Below are 3,785 nucleotides of genomic sequence, written 5' to 3'. Positions count from 1 at the left end.
GGGCCAATCACACAGGGCGCGTTTACAGAAGATTCTGTTGGCAACGTATGGCAGGAAGGCCATGAAGACGAGATCATGGTGCAGGCCATTGATCATACCGTCATCATCCCGCGCGATATCCAGTCCGGCCAGCCAGCAGGCCAGCGCGTGCACACTCCGTTCAAGTTCACCTGTTCCATGAACAAGTCCATCCCGTTGCTGTACAACGCGCTGGTCTCCGGTGAGATGCTGCCCAAATGTGAAGTCAAATGGTACCGCACCAATTCCTCCGGTAAACAAGAGCATTTCTTCTCCACCTCCTTTGAAGATGCGTTGATCACCAACATTGAGTGTGGCCTGCCCCATTGTCAGGACCCTAAGAACGCTGACTTTACCCAGTTGATCACCATTGAGCTGTCCTACCGCAAGATCATGTGGGAGCACACAGTTTCCGGCACCTCTGGTGCTGATGACTGGCGCGCCCCTGCCGCTTAAGTCTTTTGTCCTAATGGGACTGGACGTCAGATCCGGGCCAGCTTTGGCCCGGACACTGCCCCGTGCACGTTGTGAGGGGCACTCTTTGATTTGGGCCTGATCTGCGGAGTTTGAAGATGCAACCTGTCTTTGGCAAGACACCAAGGAAGCGCAGCTACCTGCACAGCTTCTTTCGCAACCTGTTGTGGCGGCCGCGCAAGGTGGAAGCGGCTGCAGAAGTTGCCCCGCGCCACAGCGACCCGGCTGGCACAGCGCATGTGGTGCTGCAAGGCCGTGATCGGCCTTCACGCAGCGCTGATGTTTTGCACGAGGACCTGTCAGATGAGCTGGAAATCCGCGGCTTTTTAGACCAGTTCCCCGAGCACCGCTTGATGGTTAAGCCAGGCGAGAAGCCCCACAAGGAGATATTTTGATGGTCTATCCGCTGGCAGAACAACGCATGGCGCAGCAGCACAGTTCAGCTCACGACGTAAATCAGGTTCAGGATGAAGCAACCGTTGTATCTCTTGAGGGGTTCGCTCAGGCGATCGTGGATGCCCATCAAGGCATGGCGCTTATGACCGGTGGCGCTTTAGATCTGGCAACGATGCCCGGCACGTTGCTGGACAGCCGGTCAGGACATCAGCTTTTGAAAGAGATCGGCGTAAAGGGGCGTTATTACACAAAGATAGCCAATGGGAAGACCTACGTGATCTTTAAGGGCTATCCTGCCGTGCGTGAGGTGCTCACGGGGACGCGGTATTTGTCTAGCACGCCCAAAGTCGTAGCCTTTGGCATTGGCCCAGAAGCCATTCGGGCTGGAGGCAGGTTGAATGCGGTGATCATGATCACCTGTTATGTGGCGCTGGATGTCATGCAGTTCATCATGAGCGATACGCAGCTTTACAGCGAACTGTTTGCCAACATCATTACCGATGTTGCGATCGGGGCTGTTGCCATTGGTGCCGGGATGGCCGCTGCAGCTGCTGGTGCGCTTTTGGCCGGTGCGATTACCACTGTTGCTATTCCTGCGCTTGCTATAGCTGCCGGTGCCATCGTTGTTGGGATGGCAGTGGGGATGGCGCTTGGTCAACTGGATAAGGCATTTGCCCTGCGAGAAAAGCTATCTGCTGCGCTACGCTGGACTGGTGAAGCTGTTGCTCTTGGCCTTCAGAAAACCGGTCAGACCATTCGCGAAGCGCAAGTTTCCATGCGCCAGAAGGTGGAGGAGCTTGAACGCCGCGGCAATCGTTTTCTTTATGATTTGGAACGCGAGACCATCTGGCATTTGGGTGGGCCTGATCTTTACAACCAGATCTACAGGCGGTGATGATGATCAACTGGTACATTGATAAGACCATTCAATTTGGCCAGTGGATTGGCCTGGACCCGCGCAGAGGACACGGGTTTGCTGCCGCGCTTGATCTTTTGATGGTGTTTTTGGTGTGCAGTACAGTTCTTGACTTTCTTTATGCTGAGCAAGTCATTGAGCTCAGGCAAGATAACTTTGAAATTGCTCATGGCATCCAGGCTTTAGCTCTTGGATCTGTTGCTATCCCAATCGCTCATTTCTTCTTCACGCCCTGGGGGCATCAACGGCTGCAATGGTCTGTAAAAACATACCTCATTGTTATTTTTGGATCACTTCTGATCTTTGCAATCTCTGGCAACCTATGGGCTCAATCAATCGGCCAAAGAGCCCGCGCTGAAGGGTATTTGCTTTGCCAAAATGAGGTCTTCGCACCAGCTAAATCCTTCCATACCTATGTGCGTGCGCACACTTTATGTCCCGCTGATGAATGGCATTCCAAACCCTTTCCGCCGCCGGGGTGAGGCTTTGGTTCAGCCAGCAAGACCACACTTAATTCTTTTCGTTCCTTTGTTTTTCCTTTTGCCAGTGAGTTTGTTATGAATGCTATTGTTCAAATCCCTCAGCTGTTTCAACAACAAGATCTCGCCTTCACCTTTGCAGCGCCTGCGCAGCCCGAGGCCGGATTGCTGGTGACTGGCTTTTCGGCAACCGAGCGCCTCAACGGGCTGACACAGGTCCATATTGAGCTTGCCAGCCCCGGCAACGCGCTGGACTTGCATTCCCTGCTGGATACGCCTGCAACGCTGACCATTCATCATAAATATGAGGGCCTGCGTCACCTCTCCGGGGTGATTGCCGAGATTGCGCGGGGCAATGAAGGCCATCACCGAACCAGTTATTCGCTGACATTATTGCCCAGCCTGCACCGGCTGGCTCATGGTTCTGACTGCCGGATCTTTCAGAAAAAAAGCGTGCCTGACATCGTCAAGATCTTGCTGAAAGAACATGGCGTTGAAGATGTGAAGTGGGACCTGACCGAGCCCCATGAACCCCGCGAATACTGTGTGCAGTACCGCGAAAGTCACTTAAGCTTTTTAGATCGCATCACCGCAGAAGAAGGCATCTGGTACTACTTCACCTATGGGGCCAATGGTCAGCATCGCCTGCACTTCATTGATAACCCGCAGATCGTGCCTGAACTGCCGGATCAGCCGAGCCTGGAATATAACGCCATGGCTGGCGGGGCTGTCAAAGGCGTGTCTTGCTCCAGCTTTGTGTTGCGCGAACAGCTGCGAGCCACCAGCTTCATGCAGCGCGATTATTCGTTCAAGAACCCGCCTTACAACCAACAACATGCCCATCAGCGCGGCGAGGATAATGGCTCTGGTGCAGACTACGAGCTCTATGAGTATCCAGGGCGTTATAAGGCCGACGGGGTTGGCAAGCCGTTCACAAAACACCGGTTGGAGGCAGCCCGTGTTGAGGCGACCACAGGCCATGGTGCCACCAATGCCATTCACCTGATCGCAGGTCACCAACTTGCGCTCACAGACCATCCAAACAGTGAGTACAACATCAAGTATCATTTGCTCACCGTCTCCCATCAGGGCAGCCAGCCGCAGGCTGTGGCGGAGGAAGCGGGCGGCGGCACCACCACATATAGTGCCGGGTTTGAGGCCATGCCTGCGCGCCTGCCCTACCGGCCCAAACTGCGCAAAAAGCCATTGGTGGACGGCCCCCAGATTGCCCATGTGACCGGGCCTGAGGGTGAAGAGATTTACTGCGATGAACATGGCCGGGTGAAAGTCTGGTTCCCGTGGGACCGTCATGGAGCCAAAAACGACACCTCCTCCTGCTGGATCCGCGTGTCCTCCAACTGGGCCGGCGCCAGCTGGGGCCACATCGCCATCCCCCGCATCGGCCACGAAGTCATCGTAGACTTCCTGGAAGGCGACCCCGACCAGCCGATTATTACGGGGCGGACGTATCACAACAACAATAAGTCTCCTTACACCCTGCC

At 54.9% G+C, this 3,785-nt stretch carries 5 protein-coding genes; all 5 read left to right on the top strand.

Translation table 11 applies throughout. The features are described from left to right. Positions 1-474, top strand: a 474-nt coding sequence (locus BMZ51_RS23295) for an Hcp family type VI secretion system effector (protein ID WP_074882402.1), incomplete at its 5' end; no start/stop codon positions are given. Positions 475-590: 116 nt separating this feature from the next. Further along, positions 591-887: a hypothetical protein gene (locus BMZ51_RS23290; RefSeq protein ID WP_068008023.1), complete on the top strand. Its 297-nt coding sequence runs from the start codon at positions 591-593 to the stop codon at positions 885-887. Then, positions 887-1,783, top strand: coding sequence for a hypothetical protein (locus tag BMZ51_RS23285; RefSeq protein WP_068008021.1), 897 nt, complete (start codon positions 887-889; stop codon positions 1,781-1,783). Before BMZ51_RS23290 ends, BMZ51_RS23285 begins: the two co-directional genes overlap by 1 nt. A 2-nt stretch (positions 1,784-1,785) precedes the next feature. Further along, positions 1,786-2,286, top strand: a complete 501-nt coding sequence (locus BMZ51_RS23280; protein ID WP_139201476.1) for a hypothetical protein — start codon at positions 1,786-1,788, stop codon at positions 2,284-2,286. Positions 2,287-2,361: 75 nt separating this feature from the next. Continuing rightward, a partial coding sequence (gene tssI / locus BMZ51_RS23275; protein WP_074882400.1) for a type VI secretion system tip protein TssI/VgrG occupies positions 2,362-3,785 on the top strand: 1,424 nt, incomplete at its 3' end.

It is taken from the genome of Pseudovibrio axinellae, from assembly GCF_900110875.1.
Taxonomy (GTDB): domain Bacteria; phylum Pseudomonadota; class Alphaproteobacteria; order Rhizobiales; family Stappiaceae; genus Pseudovibrio; species Pseudovibrio axinellae.
Note: the sequence above shows the minus strand (reverse complement) of the source record. Positions and strands in the feature narration are given on the sequence as shown.

What these genes read in the sequence shown, in the direction of transcription:
- BMZ51_RS23290 (WP_068008023.1), top strand. Translation starts at nt 591, where the DNA reads ATGCAACCTGTCTTTGGCAAGACACCAAGGAAGCGCAGCTACCTGCAC.
- BMZ51_RS23285 (WP_068008021.1), top strand. Translation starts at nt 887, where the DNA reads ATGGTCTATCCGCTGGCAGAACAACGCATGGCGCAGCAGCACAGTTCA.
- BMZ51_RS23280 (WP_139201476.1), top strand. Translation starts at nt 1,786, where the DNA reads ATGATCAACTGGTACATTGATAAGACCATTCAATTTGGCCAGTGGATT.